18 protein-coding genes are annotated in these 17,010 nt (G+C 63.3%); 7 read left to right on the top strand and 11 right to left on the bottom strand.

Annotated elements, in window-relative coordinates; genetic code table 11:
* Positions 1-37 precede the first annotated feature (37 nt).
* Together LB566_RS27840 and LB566_RS27835 are read right to left on the bottom strand one after the other, a co-directional pair.
* Positions 38-628, bottom strand: coding sequence for a DJ-1/PfpI family protein (locus LB566_RS27840; protein WP_224629140.1), 591 nt, complete (start codon positions 626-628; stop codon positions 38-40).
* Positions 629-777: 149 nt separating this feature from the next.
* A complete protein-coding gene (locus tag LB566_RS27835) occupies positions 778-945 on the bottom strand; it encodes a hypothetical protein (protein ID WP_140550927.1) in 168 nt (55 codons plus the stop codon).
* Between the two features lie 169 nt (positions 946-1,114).
* Between LB566_RS27835 and LB566_RS27830 the strand changes: the two genes are divergently transcribed.
* Positions 1,115-1,276, top strand: a complete 162-nt coding sequence (locus LB566_RS27830; RefSeq protein ID WP_140500636.1) for a hypothetical protein — start codon at positions 1,115-1,117, stop codon at positions 1,274-1,276.
* A gap of 76 nt (positions 1,277-1,352) precedes the next feature.
* On the opposite strand, the gene LB566_RS27825 is transcribed toward LB566_RS27830, so the two are convergent.
* The 7 genes from LB566_RS27825 to tkt form a co-directional block, all read right to left on the bottom strand.
* Positions 1,353-2,069, bottom strand: a complete 717-nt coding sequence (locus LB566_RS27825; protein ID WP_224629137.1) for an SGNH/GDSL hydrolase family protein — start codon at positions 2,067-2,069, stop codon at positions 1,353-1,355.
* Between the two features lie 99 nt (positions 2,070-2,168).
* A complete protein-coding gene (locus tag LB566_RS27820; RefSeq protein ID WP_224629135.1) occupies positions 2,169-2,900 on the bottom strand; it encodes a DUF899 domain-containing protein in 732 nt (243 codons plus the stop codon).
* Between the two features lie 167 nt (positions 2,901-3,067).
* The gene (locus tag LB566_RS27815; protein ID WP_224629132.1) at positions 3,068-4,093 is read right to left on the bottom strand and encodes a class I fructose-bisphosphate aldolase; all 1,026 of its coding nucleotides are present in this window, start codon (positions 4,091-4,093) and stop codon (positions 3,068-3,070) included.
* Between the two features lie 221 nt (positions 4,094-4,314).
* Positions 4,315-5,511 carry a phosphoglycerate kinase gene (locus LB566_RS27810; protein ID WP_224629131.1) on the bottom strand — a complete coding sequence of 399 codons (1,197 nt, stop codon included), beginning with the start codon at positions 5,509-5,511 and terminating at the stop codon, positions 4,315-4,317.
* A 156-nt stretch (positions 5,512-5,667) separates the two neighbouring features.
* A complete protein-coding gene (locus tag LB566_RS27805) occupies positions 5,668-7,551 on the bottom strand; it encodes a potassium/proton antiporter (protein ID WP_224629130.1) in 1,884 nt (627 codons plus the stop codon).
* Between the two features lie 213 nt (positions 7,552-7,764).
* The gene (gap, locus tag LB566_RS27800; protein WP_224629111.1) at positions 7,765-8,775 is read right to left on the bottom strand and encodes a type I glyceraldehyde-3-phosphate dehydrogenase; all 1,011 of its coding nucleotides are present in this window, start codon (positions 8,773-8,775) and stop codon (positions 7,765-7,767) included.
* A 212-nt stretch (positions 8,776-8,987) separates the two neighbouring features.
* Positions 8,988-10,979: a transketolase gene (gene tkt / locus LB566_RS27795; protein ID WP_224629100.1), complete on the bottom strand. Its 1,992-nt coding sequence runs from the start codon at positions 10,977-10,979 to the stop codon at positions 8,988-8,990.
* A 259-nt stretch (positions 10,980-11,238) separates the two neighbouring features.
* On the opposite strand from tkt, the gene LB566_RS27790 reads away from it, so the two are divergent.
* The 4 genes from LB566_RS27790 (at position 11,239) to LB566_RS27775 (ending at position 13,832) form a co-directional block, all read left to right on the top strand.
* A complete protein-coding gene (locus LB566_RS27790) occupies positions 11,239-11,511 on the top strand; it encodes a DUF4164 domain-containing protein (RefSeq protein WP_023763725.1) in 273 nt (90 codons plus the stop codon).
* Between the two features lie 4 nt (positions 11,512-11,515).
* Entirely contained in the window at positions 11,516-11,881 is a 366-nt protein-coding gene (locus tag LB566_RS27785) for a cell division protein ZapA (RefSeq protein WP_140500552.1), read from the top strand.
* Positions 11,882-12,050: 169 nt separating this feature from the next.
* Positions 12,051-12,710, top strand: a complete 660-nt coding sequence (locus LB566_RS27780) for a peroxiredoxin (RefSeq protein WP_140554196.1) — start codon at positions 12,051-12,053, stop codon at positions 12,708-12,710.
* A 249-nt stretch (positions 12,711-12,959) separates the two neighbouring features.
* A complete protein-coding gene (locus LB566_RS27775) occupies positions 12,960-13,832 on the top strand; it encodes an MBL fold metallo-hydrolase (protein ID WP_224629098.1) in 873 nt (290 codons plus the stop codon).
* A gap of 68 nt (positions 13,833-13,900) precedes the next feature.
* Here the strand turns inward: LB566_RS27775 and rpoH are convergent, their stop codons facing one another.
* Both rpoH and LB566_RS27765 read right to left on the bottom strand, forming a co-directional pair.
* Positions 13,901-14,812 carry an RNA polymerase sigma factor RpoH gene (gene rpoH / locus LB566_RS27770; protein WP_027023478.1) on the bottom strand — a complete coding sequence of 304 codons (912 nt, stop codon included), beginning with the start codon at positions 14,810-14,812 and terminating at the stop codon, positions 13,901-13,903.
* A gap of 209 nt (positions 14,813-15,021) precedes the next feature.
* Positions 15,022-16,077, bottom strand: coding sequence for an RluA family pseudouridine synthase (locus LB566_RS27765; protein ID WP_224629095.1), 1,056 nt, complete (start codon positions 16,075-16,077; stop codon positions 15,022-15,024).
* A 25-nt stretch (positions 16,078-16,102) separates the two neighbouring features.
* On the opposite strand from LB566_RS27765, the gene LB566_RS27760 reads away from it, so the two are divergent.
* Both LB566_RS27760 and LB566_RS27755 read left to right on the top strand, forming a co-directional pair.
* Positions 16,103-16,501, top strand: a complete 399-nt coding sequence (locus LB566_RS27760) for a fimbrial protein (protein WP_224629094.1) — start codon at positions 16,103-16,105, stop codon at positions 16,499-16,501.
* A 13-nt stretch (positions 16,502-16,514) separates the two neighbouring features.
* Positions 16,515-16,922 (top strand): VOC family protein, encoded by a 408-nt coding sequence (locus LB566_RS27755; RefSeq protein ID WP_224629092.1) that lies wholly within the window; start codon positions 16,515-16,517, stop codon positions 16,920-16,922.
* Positions 16,923-17,010 lie beyond the last annotated feature (88 nt).

Raw genomic sequence — 17,010 nt, 5'->3', positions numbered from 1 at the left:
CATGCATCTATGGCATGGCGCTCCTGACACCATTCTGTCAGGAGCGTTCAGCATACTCGCTGGCGAATAGCGTCCGCATCTCGGCAAGTTCGCCGTTTCGTTCAGGATAGAGCGACTTCAGGAAGGCCAGCGCGAAGGTGCCGGGCGCCGAACCTGGCGCGGAAACGATCTTGCTGTCGGACACGGCATGCGGCACGTCCTGATAATTATGATTGCCGGCATAGCCGGCAATGTGGTGATTGATCCAGTCGCGGCCATTGCTGGTATGCCTCGCCTTCTCGAACATGCCGGCTCGGGCCAGCGCCAGCGTTCCGGCGCAGATACCGCCGACCACACCGTCCCGCATCGCAACGGCCCTCAGCAATTCCGCGACCTCGGGCGGCGCCTCGCCCGCCCATCGGTCGGAGCCAATGACGGCGATTGCATCGAGATCGGCATTTTCATCGGCGCCGGCCGAGCGGTCGGGCGTCAGCCGGAAACCGCTGATCCCGCTCACCGGTCCGCCGTCCGGCGTCAGCGAAACCGCGCGGGCGCCGAACCATTCGACCGCCGAGGCGGCCAGCAGGCCATATTCCCAGTCGGCGAAGCCTTGGATGAACAAAAAGCCGATCGTCTTTTGCTCAGGCATGCGTTTGCTCCATTCCCAGATGCGCAGCCCCCGGCGACAAGCTGCACTCGTTCAGTTCGCCTTCGCCGGAAATCGCATTACTTGCTTGCCTGGACTTGCTATCTGGGTGCGGCAATCCCGGCCTCCAAGCCTTGCCTGAAAAAATCGCCTCAATTGTCGCGGATATGAAGGCCATCATACATGTCCGGCCAGCCGATATCCTTGCGGACGTCCGCCGGCAATGCATTCAGGAACCGCCTGGTGCGGATCTCATTGCGCATCGTGCGCACCTTGCCGACATAGTGCTTCATATTATGCAGAATGGTGAACCCGTTCATGGCTATCCTCCTCTTGCTTCGATGAGCCACTATCGCACACCCCTCCTGACAGCAGTCTGTCAGGAGGATGTCAGCCTACCGAAGTGAGGGCCGATCAGCGCCGGTATGGCCCGGTTTCGGCCCTTGCGAGAGGCTTTGACAGCGGGTTCCGATGCTGGTCAAAGGCGGCATGTCGAAACTCCTCGCCCTCGTCATCCTTGGCATCATGGTCATCCAGTTGATCAAGCCGCTCGGCTGGCCGGGGCTGAAACGGCGCAGCGACTTCTGGAAGCTGGCGCTCCTGGCCATGGCGGCCATTTCGATAACGGCCGTGCTTGGACATTGGACGTAGCGCAGTTCCAGGAAGGTGTCTGGCGGTTTTCCGCCCGTAATGCGTAAGATGTCGGCCGGCACGCAGCCGGCGGCAATCACTCTTCGATCACGCAGCCGACGAGGTGCTCGGCCCAGGCCCGGTAACCGGCTTCCGAAGCATGAAATCCGTCCGAGGCGAAGCCGGCTTCGGGATTGGTGATCGGCAAGCGCGGCGCCGGCACCGCACCGCGTTCGAGGCAAAGACGTTTGCCCATCCGGTTCATCTCACCGGCGCGAATTTCCAGGATCCTGCCGAGCAGCGACGGCATTGCCGGCGCTTGCGTGAACTCCAGCACAGGAGACCACACGACGCGGGCCTCGGGCCATTTGGCGCGCAGCGCGTAGAGCAGGCCGCCGAACGCCTTCTTGAAACGGGGCACGGAGTGGAAATTCTTGGTATCGTTGGTGCCGATGGCGAGCACGATATGCGTCCACGGATCGGCCGAGAGATTGGGCAGGACGTGGTCGCGGATCTGCCCAGAGGTCGCCGAATTGAACCCAGCGGCGCGCCAGCGCACGGCGCGGCCGGTGCGCTGCGAGATCAGGGCGGCCAGCTGCGCGGCCAGGCCATTCTCGGATTTTTCGATGCCGACCGAGGCGGCGGAGGAATCGCCCAGCACGAGCAGCCAGACCGCCGGGTGCCCGCCGGCGATCTCATGCATGACCGGGCCTTGCGCGGGCAGCATGCGCGAGGTGCGTCGGCGCACGCCAAGCCCCTGCCAGACATAGACAGGGAAGGCGAGCCAGGTGAGGAGAGCCGGAAAGCGTCGCATCGAGCAGCATTTAACGCATGTTGCGCCGGAGGTGAACGATCCTTGCACCGGTGGCGGACGCCTTCAAGCGTTCAATGTTCGATGGGATCGCTGAATGTCCTAAGCCCTGTCCGCTTGCGACCTGTTTCCATACTGGTCGTGCAGCCGCACCCAGTCCATCAAGGTTCTGTAAGGGCCGGTCTCGTCGCGCCCTTTCGGCGCAAGGTCGAGATATTGATAGGCGCCGATCAGTTGTTCGCTGCCGCGGGCGCGCGACATGAAGGTCAGGAAGATGTCGCCGGTCTCGTCCCGGTAGAACACGGTGGTGCCGGGCAGGTCTTTCGATTTCAGAACGGGCGTCTCGAAATTGTAGATCGCTTCACCCGATGCGATCTGCTTGTCGGTGAACGACACCTGCATGTCGAAGTTGAAGTCCGAGGCATAGGATGAGACCCAGTCGAATTTCCAACCCATGCGCTCTCGGTAGGGCAGCAGCTCGGAGGGCGGCGCGCGTGACACCACGACAAGCGACACGTCATGATGTCTCAGATGCTGGTTGGCGCCGTCGATGTGGTCGGCGACGAACGCACAGCCTTCGCAATGATGGGTCGAGCCGGGACCGAACACGAAATGATAGACGATCAGCTGGCTGCGGCCGGCGAACAGTTCGGCCAGGCATCTTGGACCCTGCTCGGTTTCGAAGACGTAGTCCTTTCTCACCTTCAGCCAGGGCAATTCGCGCCGTTCCGCCGCGATGCGCTCGCGAAATCGCGTCAATTCCTTCTCGCGCGCCAGATGCGTTTTGTGCGCCCGGAACCAATCCTCGCGTGAAACGACCTTGTTGCGATGCATGAACCTCTCCCTGGCTTCATCCCAAGGACGTTCGGGACGGGCGTGAGCCGACATCGCGCCGGCTGCGCTGGAGAGAAATAGGGATGGAGGCGCTTTATCCCAAGTCCGGCGGAGCGCAGCAAAACCCGGGCGCATGGCCCGGGTCCGATAGAGACGGAAAACCGTGGTCAGGCAGCCTGCTCCATGCTCGGCCTCCATTGTCCAAGCGCCGCCAGATGGTTCATGTGGGCGCGGTGGGTGAAGGCGGCCTGGCCCGCGGCAACGTTGGATGCCTTGCCGCTCCAGGCCTTCTGCGGGGCAGCCTGCAGGGCGCGGCCATAGGAGAAGGTCAGCTTCCACGGATGCGGGCCAATGGCGTTGATGGCGTTGAGGTTGGCGGTCGCTTCCTCGTCCTCCTGGCCGCCGGAGAGGAAGGCGATGCCCGGCACCGCGGCCGGCACGGCCTCGCGGAACAGTTTTATGGTCTTTTGCGCGACCTCTTCAGGACTGCTCACCCTGCCCGACTTCCTGCCGGCCAGCACCATATTGGGTTTCAGGATCGTGCCTTCGAGCACGACGCGGGCCGCATAGAGCTCGTCGTAGAGCTTCGTCAGCGTCGCCCTCGAGATTTCATAGCATGTGTCGATGTCGTGGGCGCCGTCCATCAGCACTTCCGGCTCCACGATCGGCACGATACCGGCCTCCTGGCAAAGGGCCGCATAGCGGGCGAGCGCGTGGGTGTTCGCGCTGATCGAGGTGACCGACGGCACGCCCTTTGCCGTGTCGATGTCGATCACGGCACGCCATTTGGCGAAGCGGGCGCCGAGCTTGTAATAGTCGGCGAGCCGCTCGCGCAGGCCGTCGAGGCCCTCGGTGACCGTGTCGCCGGGAAAGCCGGCCAGAGGCTTGGCGCCGGCATCGACCTTGATTCCGGGAATAGCGCCTGAAGCTTTGATGATATCGACCAACGGCGTGCCGTCGGCCGCTTTCTGGCGAATGGTCTCGTCATAAAGGATGACGCCGGAAATATACCTGGTCATGGCGTCACTGGTGCGGAACATCATCTCGCGGTAGTCGCGCCGGCTGTCCGCGGTCGATTCGACGCCGATGACGTCGAACCGCTTCTTGATCGTGCCCGAGCTTTCGTCGGCGGCCAGCAGGCCTTTGCCGTTGGCCACCATCGCGGCGGCAATGTCTTCGAGACGTTCGCTCATCGTGCTTCTCCTGGACGGTGTTGTTCTGTGCCTAGAGCGGTTCACCGTTTCCCGGAAACGGCGAACCGCTCTAACTCTTTGTTTTGACGCAATTCCGGACGGAAAGCCGTACACACTTTTCCTGGAATTGCTCTAGCAGAACACTACCGCCAAAGGATTGACGCCGGAAAGCTCGAATCGATCGAAAGTCCCGGCAACGCCGCGCGCTCGAGTTGATCGTCTCAACGCTTGAGCACGTCGACGCCCGGCAGCGGCTTGCCTTCCATCCATTCGAGGAAGGCGCCGCCGGCAGTCGAGACATAGGTAAAATCGTCGGCAACCCCGGCCTGGTTGAGCGCCGCGACGGTATCGCCGCCACCGGCCACCGAAACCAGCTTGCCAGCCTTGGTGCGCGCCGCCGCATGCCTGGCTGCCGCCATCGTCGCGCGGTCGAAGGGGTCGATCTCGAACGCGCCGAGCGGGCCGTTCCAGACCAAGGTCGCGGCGCGATCGATCCAGTCGGCAACGGCCCTCACGGTCTTTTCGCCGACATCGAGGATCATGCCATCCGCCGGCACGTCGGCTATGGCCACGGTTTCGCTGGCCGCACCCGCCTTGAATTCCTTCGCCACGACACCGTCGACGGGCAGGATGATGGCGCAGCCGGCCTCGGCCGCCTCGATCATGATCTGCTTGGCGGTAGCGGCGAGGTCGTGTTCGCACAGCGACTTGCCGACGTCGGTGCCGCGTGCGGCGAGAAAGGTGTTGGCCATACCGCCGCCGATGACCAGCGCGTCGACCTTCTTGACCAGGTTCATCAGCAGGTCGATCTTGGTCGAGACCTTGGCGCCGCCGACAATGGCGACCACCGGGCGGACAGGATTTCCAAGGCCCTTCTCCAGCGCTTCCAATTCAGCCTGCATGGTGCGACCGGCAAAGGCCGGCAACAGATGCGCCAGTCCCTCGGTCGAGGAATGCGCCCGGTGGGCAGCGGAGAAGGCGTCGTTGACGAAGATATCACCATTGGCGGCGAGCCGTTCGGTGAAGGCCGGGTCGTTCTTCTCCTCGGCCTTGTAGAAGCGGGTGTTCTCGAGCAGCAGCACGTCGCCCTTGTTCATGGCGGCGACGGCACTTCCCGCCGTGTCGCCGACGCAGTCGCCAGCAAAGCCCACGGGGCGGCCGAGCACCTCGGACGTTGCCCTGGCGATCGGCTCCAGCGAGAATTCCGGCGAGGGACCGTCCTTGGGTCGGCCGAAATGGGCGAGCAGGATGACCTTGGCACCCTTGCCCGACAATTCAGCGATGGTCGGCGCGATGCGTTCGATACGGGTCGTGTCGGTGACCTTGCCGTCAGCGACGGGAACGTTGAGGTCGACGCGCACCAGCACGCGCTTGCCATTGATGTTGCCGATATCGTCCAGTGTCTTGAAGCTGGCCATGCTGGTTCCTTTCGCTGAGAAATCGCCGGGACCATACCCCGCACCGACGACGATGCAAGACTTGGCTGGGGAGGGCGCGAAATTTTCAAGGCGAAGGCGTTGACGTCGCGTAGCGTCACGGCAGGCGGATGGCTGCGGCGCAAAGGATCGCCGTTGTCAGCTCTCGGTCGTTGCCTTTTCCGCCGCCGGCTCTGTTTTCTCGTCTGCGCGTGCCGGGGGGATCGGTGTTTCCACCGGCTTGCGCCAGGTTTGGACGAAGGCCTTGATCCGGTCGGCGATCTCGCCGGCGCTGAGGAAGACCGGTACCCGCGCCACGGGCGCGGTCGGTTCGAAGGAGAGGCCCAGGCCTGTGATCCTGCCCTTGTCATCGACGTCACGCACGATCAGCTCGATCGGGCCGATCAGCACGCGGTCGGCGTATTCGACATGGCCGCCGAGCCGAGCCGTGACCAGAGCGCCGACGGTCAGGTTCTGTTCCGCCTCGCTCAGGCCCGGCGCGTAAGCGGCTTCCAGTTCGGCAGCGGAACGCGCCGGATCGACAGCAAAGGCACCGAAGAAATCGGCATCCTCGGGGTCGACGACGGCGCGGCTGGCGAACAGCTTGTCGAGCAGGCGTGGATAGCGGTCCGGCACGAAGATGTAGACCTGGTCGCCGGCGGCAAGCCTGCCCATGTCCTGGAAACGCATCGAGCGTCCGTCGCGCAACACCAGCGAGGGCCGCGCCCAGCGAGGGATGCGCTCGCCGCGCGCCACCGGGCTGCCCGGGGCGACGCGGTAGGCGAGGAGCTCGTGATGGGCCGAGCCCGGCAGTTCGAGCTCGACCTTGTCCAGAGGTCCGAGCCGCGCCGGCACGATCAGGCCGAGACGGCGCGCCAGCGGACCAACGGTCCAGCCCTGGATGACGAGTGACACCAGGACGATGATGAAGGCGGCGTTGAAGATCGTGCGGCCATTCTCCAGCCCGCCGAGCAAGGGAGTGATGGCAAGCAGGATCGACACGGCGCCCCGCAGGCCGACCCAGGAAACGAAGGCGACTTCGGGGCGCGGCAGACGAAACGGGATCAGGCAAAGCCAGACCGCGATCGGCCGGGCGACGAACATCAGGAACAGGCCAAGCAGCACCGCAGGCACCATGATCGCCGGAAATTGCGAGGGCGTCGCGAACAGGCCGAGGATCAGGAACATGATGATCTGCGCCAGCCAGGACATGCCGTCCTGGAAGCGTTTGAGGATAGTGACGGCGCGGATATCGGAATTGCCGGCGATGAGGCCGGCAAGATAGACCGCCAGGAAACCGGAGCCGCCGATGGCGCCGGCGGCGGCGAAGACCATCAGCGACAGGGTCAGCACGAAGATCGGCAGCAGGCCATGGTCGAGATTGAGCCGGTCGACGAGGCGCACGATGGCGAGGCCCCCCAGCACGCCGACAATGGCGCCCAGGCCCATGTTGATGAGGAAGCCGAGGACGAGATTGGTGGCCAGGACATTGGCCTCTGGGTCGGCGTGGGCGGCTATGATCTCGACCAGGGTGATGGTCAGGAAGATGGCGATCGGATCGTTGGTACCGGACTCCACCTCCAGCGTGGAGCGCACGCGCTCGCGCAGATTGATCTCGCCGGCGCGCAAAAGAAAGAACACGGCGGCCGCGTCGGTGGAGGCGACGGCGGCACCGAGCAGGAAGGATTCCAGCCAGGTGAGGTCGAGCAGGTAGTAGGCGGCGGCGCCGAACAGGCCGGTGGTGAGGACCACGCCGAACGTGGCCAGCGACAGAGCCGGCCCGGCCGCCTGCCGCAAGGCATTGAGAGGCGTGCCGAAGCCGGAATCGAACAGGATCACCGCCAGCGCCAGTGAGCCGGCAAAATAGGCGATGCGGGCGTTGTCGAACTCGATGCCGAGGCCGTCGGTTCCGGTGGCGAGGCCGATGCAGAGAAACAGAAGCAGCAGCGGTGCGCCGAAGCGGAAGGCGATCAGGCTCGAAAACGCGGCGACGACGACAAGCGCGGTGCCCACCAGCGTGACGAGATAGATCGCATGCTCCATCCGTGATTTGTCCCCTGCCTCTTCTCTCGATTCAAGGAAGAGTGGGGCGAAGGCATGGCCGGCGCAAGGCGGGAGAGCGGTTTTTTGGCCGAGGCCCTACAACTTCGTCATGCTTGGGGATAGCAGGAGCGAAGCGACGCCTTGCCGAGCACTCCGACGAAAAACGCCCGGACGAAGCCGGGCGTTTCAAGTCTGTGGAAGATGGGCCCGCGATCAGGCGATGGTCTTGCCGAAGGCGACCGCGGTATCGCCCATGCGATTGGAGAAGCCCCATTCATTGTCGTACCAGGACAGCACCGAAACGAAGTTGCCGTCCATCACCTTGGTCTGGTCGAGGGCCACGATCGAGGAGTGCGGGTCGTGGTTGAAGTCGATCGACACGTTCGGATGATGGGTAACCGACAGGATGCCCTTGAGCTTGCCGTTGGAGGCGGCGATCACCGCTTCGTTGATCTCCTGCGCCGACGTCGAGCGCTTGGCGATGAACTTGAAGTCGACGAGCGAGACGTTCGGCGTCGGCACGCGGATCGAGATGCCGTCGAGCTTGCCCTTGAGCTCGGGCAACACCAGGCCGATGGCCTTGGCGGCACCGGTCGAGGTCGGGATCTGCGAGAGTGCCGCGGCGCGGGCGCGGTAGAGATCCTTGTGCATGGTGTCCAGCGTCGGCTGGTCGCCGGTGTAGGAATGGATCGTCGTCATCATGCCCTTTTCGATGCCGACCGTCTCGTGCAGGACTGCGGCCAGCGGCGCCAGGCAATTGGTGGTGCAGGACGCGTTCGAGATAACGATGTGGTCCTTGGTCAGCTTGTCGTGGTTGATGCCGTAGACGACAGTGAGGTCGGCGCCTTCGGCCGGCGCCGAAACGAGGACGCGCTTGGCGCCGGCGGTCAGGTGCGCGGCGGCTTTGTCGCGGGCAGTGAAGATGCCGGTGCATTCGAGCGCGATGTCGACGCCGAGCTCCTTCCACGGCAGCTGGGTCGGATCCTTGATCGCGGTGACCTTGAACGTCTCCTTGCCGACGGTGATCTGGTCGCCGGAAACCGACACTTCGTGCGGGAAGCGGCCGTGCACGCTGTCATAGCGCAGGAGATGGGCGTTGGTTTCGACCGGGCCGAGATCGTTGACGGCGACGACGTCGATGTCCTTGCGGCCCGATTCATGGATGGCGCGCAGGATGTTGCGGCCGATGCGGCCGAATCCGTTGATGGCAACTCTGACGGTCATTTTTCTCTCCTTGGGAGCTGGAGGGCAGACGATTGGTCCGCAGCTTCATAGCGGCGGAAGCGGAAAGAATCCAGCCGCGGCGACGTGGATTTAAATCGATTAGGTCAGGCCAGTCCGGCGGAACCGCTGTACGCGGTTTCGCCAAGCGTTTCTTGTTTCATACATGTCGCTGTCCCAAAATCGAGATACACTTTTGGGCAACATGCACGGCCTTACTTGCCATGCAGGCGGGCTTCCGCCGCTTTGGCGGCCGCCTCGGCGGTGATGCCGAAATGCGGATAGAGCTGCTCGATCGTTCCCGAGGCGCCGAAGCCGGTCATGCCGATGAAGATGCCGTCCGAGCCGATGAGATGATCCCAGCCCTGGCGGATGCCGGCTTCGATCGCCATCTTCACTTTCGCATTGCCGATCGTCTTGCGGCGGTAGTCCTCGCTCTGCTTGTCGAACAGTTCGAAGCAAGGAACCGAAACGACGCGGGTCGGATGGCCGTGCTTCTCCAGGAGGTCGCGGGCGCCGAGCGCGATCTCGACTTCCGAACCCGTGGCGAAGATCGTCACCGCGGCTTCGCCGCTGGCGGCGGCGAGTTCATAGGCGCCCTGGCTGCTCAGGTTCTTCTCGGTGAATTCGGTGCGCACGGTCGGCAGGTTCTGTCGGGTCAGCGCCAGCGTCGACGGCGTCTTTTCCGATTCAAGGGCCAACTGCCAGCATTCGGCGGTCTCGACCGCATCCGCCGGACGGAAGACATTGTGATTGGGGATGGCGCGCAGGGCCGCCACATGCTCGACCGGCTGATGGGTCGGGCCGTCTTCGCCGAGACCAATGGAATCATGGGTCATGACGAAGATCGAGCGGATGCCCATCAGCGAGGCCAGCCGCATCGAGGGGCGGGCGTAGTCGGAGAAGCACAGGAAAGTGCCGCCATAGGCGATCACGCCGCCATGCAGCGTCAGCCCGTTGATGGCGGCAGCCATGCCGTGTTCGCGGATGCCGTAGTGGACATAGCGCTGGCCGTAATCGTCCGGGGTGATGTTCTTGGTCTGGCTGGTCTTAGTGTTGTTGGAGCCGGTGAGATCGGCCGAGCCGCCGATGGTTTCCGGGACGGCGCCGTTGATGACTTCCAGCGCCATTTCGGAGGATTTGCGGGTAGCGACCTTGGGCTTGTCGGCGGAGAGCTTCTTCTTGTAGTCGGTGATGACGGCGTCGAAGTTGGACGGCAGCTTGCCGGCAACGCGGCGCTCGAACTCTGCCCTGAGCTTGGCGTCGGCCTTGGCGAGGCGGCCTTCCCAGTCGGCGCGCGCCTCGGCGCCGGCCGTGCCGGCGGTGCGCCAGGCATCGAGGATGTCGGCTGGAACCTCGAAGGGGGGTGACTCCCAGTTGAAGAACTTGCGCGCGCCGGCGATCTCGTCGGCGCCGAGCGGCGAGCCGTGCGCCTTGTTGGTGCCGGCCTTGGTCGGGGCGCCGAAGCCGATGGTCGTCTTGCAGGCGATCATCGTCGGCTTGTCGGAATGGCGGGCGGCTTCGATCGCATAGGCGATGGCTTCCGGATCCGTGCCGTCGATATGGCTGGCGTTCCAGCCGGAGGCCTGGAAGCGGGCGACCTGGTCGGTGTTGTCAGCCAGCGATACCGGACCGTCGATCGAGATGTTGTTGTTGTCCCAGAACACGATCAGCTTGTTGAGCTTGAGGTGGCCGGCAAGAGCGATGGCTTCCTGGGAGACACCTTCCATCAGACAGCCGTCGCCGGCCAGCACATAGGTGTAGTGGCTGACGAGGTCGTTGCCGAAGGCGGCGTTCATGATGCGCTCGCCGAGCGCGAAGCCGACAGAATTGGCAAGGCCCTGGCCGAGCGGGCCGGTGGTCGTTTCGATGCCGGCGGCGTGGCCATATTCGGGATGGCCGGCGGTTTTCGAGCCCAACTGGCGGAAGTGCTTGATCTGGTCGATCGTCATGTCTTCGTAGCCGGTCAGGTAGAGCAGCGAGTAGAGCAGCATCGAGCCATGGCCGGCCGACAGGATGAAGCGGTCGCGGTCGGCCCAATGCGGCGCCTTGGCGTCGAATTTCAGGAAGCGGGTGAACAGCACCGTGGCAATGTCGGCGCAGCCCATGGGCAGGCCGGGATGGCCGGAGTTCGCCTTCTCGACCGCGTCCATGGAGAGAAAGCGGATCGCATTGGCCATCCGGTCATGTTGTTCACGCGACGTCATGGTTCCTCCGGGGTGGGGTTCGGGGCCTTGGGAGAGCCCTTGAAAAGCGTGCGCGACACATAGCAGGCGCGCACTTTTAGTCAACAAACCGGTGCGCATTTGCCGGCCTTGTGATGCCGCGGGCAGGCCTATATTAGCGTTAGCAGGGGACAGTCGCGAGAGCTTTGTTGACGTCGCCTTCACCCGGTGCCTAATGTTTCAGAGATAACGCGTTCTGAACGCGAACGATTCGGTGATGGGCAGGGCACAGGACGAGGCCATGACCGGGGAAACGACACTCAAGGAAGTCATCGCAAGGCTGGGCAAGGCCATGGAAGGCCTGGAAAACGCCGTCGCGGCCAAGCTCGAGCATGAGCGCGATTATTCGGAAGCCGAGGCCGAGGTGCAGCGGATGAATGCCGACCGCTCGCGGCTGGCGCAGGAGCTCGACAATTCCGAGGCGCGCGCCGAACGGCTGGAGGACGCCAACAAGGAAGTGTCGCGACGACTGGTGACCGCCATGGAAACCATCCGCGCTGTGTTGGATAGGTAGGCTCATGGCACAGGTCACGGTTTCCATAGACGGCAAGCAGTATCGGATGGCCTGCGACGAAGGCCAGGAAGAGCATCTGATCGATCTCGCCGAGCGTTTCGACCGCTACGTCTCGCATCTGAAGGATTCATTCGGCGAGATTGGCGACCAGCGGCTGACGGTCATGGCCGGCATCATGGTCATGGATGAACTTTCGGAGCTGCAGAAGCGCGTCAAGGGCATGGAAAGCGAAGTGCTGACCTTGCGCAAAACCCGCGACGAGGCGCTGACCAAGGCCGACAAGAGCGACAGCGTGCTGACCAACGCGCTTGGCGCGCTGGCGCAGCGCATGGAAGATCTTGCGGCGACGCTGGCCGTCAACAAGGCATAAGCGGTCTCCCCGGAAATTCCTGCCGAACTTGGCGGTAAGAAGAGAAATTTTTTCGCGGGCGCGACGGGCGCCTGTGGGTTTAGGCATTTGTGGGTTGCCGCCGAGGTGTTAAAAAGATTTGAGCGCTCGCCAGCCGTTGCCGGCAACATTTCAAGGGTAGGGAAACATCATGAGCCTTCGCATCAACGATATCGCCCCGGATTTCACCGCCGAGACCACGCAAGGACCGATCAGCTTTCACCAGTGGATCGGTGACGGCTGGGCGGTGCTGTTCAGCCACCCGAAGAATTTCACTCCCGTCTGCACGACCGAGTTGGGCACGATGGCGGGACTCGAGGGCGAGTTCAAGAAGCGCAACGTCAAGATCATCGGCATTTCGGTCGATCCGGTCGAAAGCCACGGCAAATGGCAGGACGACATCAAGACGGCGACCGGCCATTCGGTGAACTATCCGCTGATCGGCGACAAGGATCTCAAGGTCGCCAAGCTCTACGACATGCTGCCTGCTGGTGCCGGCGAGACCTCGGAGGGCCGCACGCCCGCCGACAATGCCACTGTGCGTTCGGTCTATGTCATCGGGCCCGACAAGAAGATCAAGCTGGTGCTGACCTATCCGATGACCACGGGCCGCAACTTCGACGAGATCCTGCGCGCGGTCGATTCCATGCAGCTGACCGCCAAGCACCAGGTAGCGACGCCGGCGAACTGGAAGCAGGGCGAGGACGTCATCATCACCGCGGCCGTTTCCAACGAGGACGCCATCAAGCGCTTCGGCGCCTATGAGACCGTCCTGCCCTATCTCCGGAAGACCAAGCAGCCTTCCGCGTAGAGCGGTTCACCGTTTCACGAAAACGGCGAACCGTCTCTTTGTTTTGCGCAGTTCTCTGGGCAAAGCGCCACGCGCTCTTCCCGGGATACCGCTTGGATTTGCTCCAGTTTCCCGGATGGCATTTTTCGACTTCCGCAGCTTTTTCTGGCAAGGCGTGCTTGACGGCAACGTCCTGCTAGACAAGCATGCTCTTATGTTGCTCTGGCAGAGAAAATCATTCCTGTCCCGTTAACAGGAGGGGAAGTCGGATTGGACATAGGTTCGGCAAAGCCTGAAGTCACCGGTTTCCATGACAAGCCGACCGGCGCCGTCCAGTATGTCGTCGCCGACCGGGTGACGAAGCGGTGCGCCATAATCGATCCGGTTCTCGACTTCGACGAGAAGTCCGGCGCAGTTTCGACAGCCAATGCCGATGCGCTGCTGGATTTCGTCAGGGCGGAGGGACTGAGCGTCGAATGGATACTCGACACCCATCCGCATGCCGATCATTTCTCGGCCGCGCAGTACCTGAAGCAAAGGACCGCGGCGCCGACGGCGATCGGCGAGAGGATCGTCGAGGTCCAGAAATTGTGGAAGGCGATCTACAACTGGCCGGATTTCCCCGCCGACGGCTCGCAGTGGGACCGGCTGTTCGGCGACGGCGAGGTTTTTCGGGTCGGAACGCTTCCAGCAAGGGTGCTTTTCTCGCCCGGGCACACGTTGGCGTCGATCACCTATGTGATCGGGGACGCGGCCTTCGTCCACGACACGCTGTTCATGCCCGACAGCGGCACGGCAAGGACGGATTTTCCCGGCGGCAGCGCCGCGCGCCTGTGGCACTCGATCCAAGGCATTCTGGCCCTGCCGGAGGACACGCGCCTCTTTGTCGGCCATGACTATCAGCCCGGCGGGCGCCAGGCGTTATGGGAGAGCACGGTTGCCGCGCAGAAAGCCGGCAACATTCATCTTGCCGCCGCGTGCAGCGAGGCCGAGTTCGTTGCGCTCCGCGAGGCCCGCGACCGGACATTGCCGATGCCGAGGCTGATCCTGCATGCGCTGCAGGTAAACATGAATGGCGGACGCCTACCGGAACCGGAAGCCAATGGACGACGGTATCTGAAATTTCCGCTGGATGGGCTTTGAAGCAATCACGAAAAAGGCGGCGCCAGTTTCCTGACGCCGCCTGGATGTTTCGTTGCCGAACGTGGCTTTTAAGCCGCCGGCTGCGCCTCGATGGTGCGCAGCGCCTGGGTCTGGCGCTTGGCGGCGGCCTTGACCGCATCCTGTACCTTCTCGAAAGCGCGCACTTCGATCTGGCGCACGCGCTCGCGGCTGATGTCGAACTCGGCCGACAGTTCTTCCAGGGTCAGCGGCTCATCGGCGAGGCGGCGCGCCTCGAAGATGCGCCGTTCGCGTTCGTTGAGCACCGCAAGGGCGCCCGACAGCATGCCGCGCCGGTTTTCCAGCTCATCCTGCTCGATCAGCATCTCTTCCTGGCTTTCGTGGTCGTCGACCAGCCAGTCCTGCCATTCGCCGGACTCGCCTTCCGTCGCCCGGATCGGCGCGTTGAGCGAGGCGTCGCCCGACAGGCGGCGGTTCATCGACACGACTTCCGCTTCCGAAACGTTCAGCCGCGTGGCGATCTCGGCGATCTGGTCGGGCTTGAGGTCGCCGTCGTCAAGCGCCTGGATCTTGCCCTTCACCTTGCGCAGGTTGAAGAACAGACGCTTCTGGTTGGCGGTCGTGCCCATCTTGACCAGACTCCACGAGCGCAGGATGTATTCCTGGATCGAGGCCTTGATCCACCACATGGCGTAGGTCGCGAGGCGGAAGCCACGCTCGGGCTCGAATTTCTTGACGGCCTGCATCAGGCCGACATTGCCTTCCGAGATCACTTCGCCGATCGGCAGGCCGTAGCCGCGATAGCCCATGGCGATCTTGGCGACGAGCCGCAAATGGCTGGTGACGAGCTTGTGCGCGGCGGAAGTGTCCTCATGCTCGGCATAACGCTTGGCGAGCATGTACTCTTCCTGCGGCTGAAGCATCGGAAAGCGGCGGATCTCTTCCAGGTAGCGGCTGAGGCCGCCTTCGCCGGAAACGATACTGGGTAGTGACTGGGCCATGATAGCGCCCCCTCTCTATTGGAGTGATGCCCCCGAAACGCGGCGGGCATGTGACGCGAGCACCAAAGGCTCGCTCGCGACATCGGATATATACAGGAACAAAACCAGAAAAGACAGGCATTTGTTCAACACGAAACAGTGTGTCACGCTGAAGTGAACAACGCCAGTCAGGTTTTTTGATGGTTGATTTGAAGCTTGCCGGTGGCGGATCACAGACTGCGCAAGCCGCCGACGAGTTCCTCCATGTCCCTCGGTATCGGTGCCTCGAACCTCATCGATAAATGGGTAGTCGGATGGCGAAATTCAAGGAGCCAGGCGTGCAAAGCTTGCCGGGAAAATGCCTTGACCTGGCTTCTCAGCGGTTCGGGCAACCGGTTGGCCTTGGTGCGAAAGGCTTGGCCGTAATCGGGATCACCGAGTACCGGATGACCGATATGGGCCATGTGGACGCGGATCTGATGGGTGCGGCCGGTCTCCAGCCGGCATTCGACCAGACTTGCGGTTGCGAATTCCTTTTGGTTTTCGCCGAAGCGCTCCTGCACCGCAAAATGGGTGACGGCGTGGCGGGAATCGTCGCGTCCTTCGGGTACCACGGCGCGACGCACACGGTCGGCGGCGCGGCCGAGCGGGGCATCCACCGTTCCGGCCGGCCGCTGCGGTATGCCCCAGACCAGCGCCAGGTAGGCGCGCTCGAGATCGCCTGTCAGGCCGTGATCGGCAAAGGCCTCAGAAAGCGCCTTGTGGGCGCGGTCGGTCTTGGCCACGACCATGACGCCGCTGGTTTGCTTGTCGAGACGATGGACGATGCCCGGCCGGCGCACGCCGCCGATGCCGGACAAGCTGTCGCCGCAATGATGGATCAGCGCATTGACCAGCGTGCCGGTCCAATTGCCGGCGCCGGGATGGACGACAAGCCCGGCGGGTTTGTTGATGACGATCAGTTCGTCATCTTCGTAGAGGATATCGAGGGCGATGTTTTCCCCCTGTGGCTCCGCCGGTTCCGGCTCCGGCATGGCGACCGAGACAGTTTCGCCCGGCGACATCTTGCGCTTGGTCTCGACAACGGTCTTGCCGTCGACCAAGACCGCGCCCTGCCTGATCAGCATCTGCACGCGACTGCGCGACATGTCCGGGCCGAGCCTGCCTGCCAGCCACTGATCGAGGCGCTGGCCGGCACCGTCGGCGCCGGCCACGAGCACGGTCGGTTCTGCCTGCATGAATTGGTCCTCTATCAATCGGGGGGCCTCTTCGCTATGAGCGCTCATCGAGAATCGTTCCGGAATGTTTGCCATGGCCCGCCCCGCCGCCGACGAAGACGCCGTTGTTGAAGGCGGGGAAAAGCCGCTCAACCCCGAGATCGAAAAGGTGCGCGGCAGGCTCATCCGCTTCATGGCCATCAATCTCGGCCTGCTTTTGCTGGCTCTTATGGTGGTGATCGCGGCGATTGTCTACAAATCACGCAAGGCAGCGCCGGTGGGCCCGCCGCTGGCCGGCGACATCCAGGTGCCCGCCGGCGAACCGCTCAGCGGAGACATCGTGCTGCCGGTCGGCGCCAGCGTGGTCAGCCAGTCGCTGTCGGGCAATCGCGTCTCGATCGACGCCGAACTCGCCGATGGCAGCCGCACGATCTTCGTCTACGATATAGGCGAGCGGCGTATAATCGGCCGCTTTGCAATCCGCAACAAATGAAGCCCGGCGCGCAATGACCGGCTTTGCCGAAAACCGTAATATCGCCACCGTCGCGCTGGTCGTCGACAGCTATGACGAGGCGATCGACTGGTATGTCGGGCGGATGGGCTTTGTGCTCCTGGAGAATATGGACCTCGGCGGCGGCAAGCGCTGGGTGACGGTCGCGCCGGCCAGCGGGCGCGGCGCGCGGCTGCTTCTGGCCGAGGCCTCCGACGAGGCACAAAGGAAGAGTATCGGCAACCAGACCGGCGGGCGGGTCTTTCTCTTCCTCGAAACCGACGACTTTGCCCGCGATCACGCGGCGATGGTGGCGAAGGGCGTCGAATTTCGCGAGCCACCGCGCTTGGAGCCCTACGGCACGGTGGCGGTTTTCGCCGATCTCCACGGCAATCTATGGGACCTGATCGAGCCCAAACGCTAGCACCGGCCGGCTTTTGCTCGATCCCGGGAAAGCTGGCGGAACCCCAGTTGCTTTTTCTCCGCCGCCAGCCTATATCGCCGGTTCTTGA

The organism is Mesorhizobium sp. CA13, from assembly GCF_020165235.1.
Lineage (GTDB): Bacteria > Pseudomonadota > Alphaproteobacteria > Rhizobiales > Rhizobiaceae > Mesorhizobium.
Note: the sequence above shows the minus strand (reverse complement) of the source record. Positions and strands in the feature narration are given on the sequence as shown.

Excerpts from the sequence above, each read along its gene's own strand:
- LB566_RS27840 (WP_224629140.1), bottom strand. The coding sequence starts at position 628 with ATGCCTGAGCAAAAGACGATCGGCTTTTTGTTCATCCAAGGCTTCGCC.
- LB566_RS27835 (WP_140550927.1), bottom strand. The coding sequence starts at position 945 with ATGAACGGGTTCACCATTCTGCATAATATGAAGCACTATGTCGGCAAG.
- LB566_RS27830 (WP_140500636.1), top strand. The coding sequence starts at position 1,115 with ATGTCGAAACTCCTCGCCCTCGTCATCCTTGGCATCATGGTCATCCAG.
- LB566_RS27825 (WP_224629137.1), bottom strand. The coding sequence starts at position 2,069 with ATGCGACGCTTTCCGGCTCTCCTCACCTGGCTCGCCTTCCCTGTCTAT.
- LB566_RS27820 (WP_224629135.1), bottom strand. The coding sequence starts at position 2,900 with ATGCATCGCAACAAGGTCGTTTCACGCGAGGATTGGTTCCGGGCGCAC.
- LB566_RS27815 (WP_224629132.1), bottom strand. The coding sequence starts at position 4,093 with ATGAGCGAACGTCTCGAAGACATTGCCGCCGCGATGGTGGCCAACGGC.
- LB566_RS27810 (WP_224629131.1), bottom strand. The coding sequence starts at position 5,511 with ATGGCCAGCTTCAAGACACTGGACGATATCGGCAACATCAATGGCAAG.
- LB566_RS27805 (WP_224629130.1), bottom strand. The coding sequence starts at position 7,551 with ATGGAGCATGCGATCTATCTCGTCACGCTGGTGGGCACCGCGCTTGTC.
- gap (WP_224629111.1), bottom strand. The coding sequence starts at position 8,775 with ATGACCGTCAGAGTTGCCATCAACGGATTCGGCCGCATCGGCCGCAAC.
- tkt (WP_224629100.1), bottom strand. The coding sequence starts at position 10,979 with ATGACGTCGCGTGAACAACATGACCGGATGGCCAATGCGATCCGCTTT.
- LB566_RS27790 (WP_023763725.1), top strand. The coding sequence starts at position 11,239 with ATGACCGGGGAAACGACACTCAAGGAAGTCATCGCAAGGCTGGGCAAG.
- LB566_RS27785 (WP_140500552.1), top strand. The coding sequence starts at position 11,516 with ATGGCACAGGTCACGGTTTCCATAGACGGCAAGCAGTATCGGATGGCC.
- LB566_RS27780 (WP_140554196.1), top strand. The coding sequence starts at position 12,051 with ATGAGCCTTCGCATCAACGATATCGCCCCGGATTTCACCGCCGAGACC.
- rpoH (WP_027023478.1), bottom strand. The coding sequence starts at position 14,812 with ATGGCCCAGTCACTACCCAGTATCGTTTCCGGCGAAGGCGGCCTCAGC.
- LB566_RS27765 (WP_224629095.1), bottom strand. The coding sequence starts at position 16,077 with ATGAGCGCTCATAGCGAAGAGGCCCCCCGATTGATAGAGGACCAATTC.
- LB566_RS27760 (WP_224629094.1), top strand. The coding sequence starts at position 16,103 with ATGGCCCGCCCCGCCGCCGACGAAGACGCCGTTGTTGAAGGCGGGGAA.
- LB566_RS27755 (WP_224629092.1), top strand. The coding sequence starts at position 16,515 with ATGACCGGCTTTGCCGAAAACCGTAATATCGCCACCGTCGCGCTGGTC.